General features: G+C 53.5%; 1 protein-coding gene. It reads left to right on the top strand.

The genetic code is table 11. The features are described 5' to 3' along the window. A partial coding sequence (locus tag HMPREF0013_RS24230) for an Ig-like domain-containing protein (RefSeq protein ID WP_005804966.1) occupies positions 1-639 on the top strand: 639 nt, incomplete at both ends.

Raw genomic sequence — 639 nt, 5'->3', positions numbered from 1 at the left:
ACCTGTACTTGATCCAATCAATGCAACTGACCCGGTGAGCGGTACAGCAGAACCTGGTTCTACAGTGACTGTGAGCTTCCCTGACGGCACCACTGCAACAGTCGTGGCAGGCACAGATGGCAGCTGGTCAGTACCAAACCCGGGTAACCTGGTGGATGGCGATACCGTGACTGCAACAGCGACTGACCCTGCAGGCAATATCTCATTGCCAGGTACAGGTACAGTCTCTGCAGACATCACAGCACCTGTGGTTGCACTTGATGATGTGTTGACGAATGACAGCACACCAGCACTCACTGGTACAGTGAACGATCCGACAGCAACAGTGGTTGTCAATGTGGATGGTGTTGACTATCCGGCAGTGAACAATGGTGACGGCACCTGGACGCTTGCAGACAATACTTTGCCTGCGTTAACTGATGGTCCACACACCATTACCGTGACTGCAACAGATGCAGCAGGCAATGCGGGTACAGATACAGCAGTGGTGACCATTGATACCACCGCACCAAATGCACCTGTACTTGATCCAATCAATGCAACTGACCCGGTGAGCGGTACAGCAGAACCTGGTTCTACAGTGACTGTGAGCTTCCCTGACGGCACCACTGCAACAGTCGTGGCAGGCACAGATGGCAG

Origin of the sequence: Acinetobacter sp. SH024 (genome assembly GCF_000163635.1) — a bacterium.
In the GTDB taxonomy this organism is placed as follows: domain Bacteria; phylum Pseudomonadota; class Gammaproteobacteria; order Pseudomonadales; family Moraxellaceae; genus Acinetobacter; species Acinetobacter pittii.
Note: the sequence above shows the minus strand (reverse complement) of the source record. Positions and strands in the feature narration are given on the sequence as shown.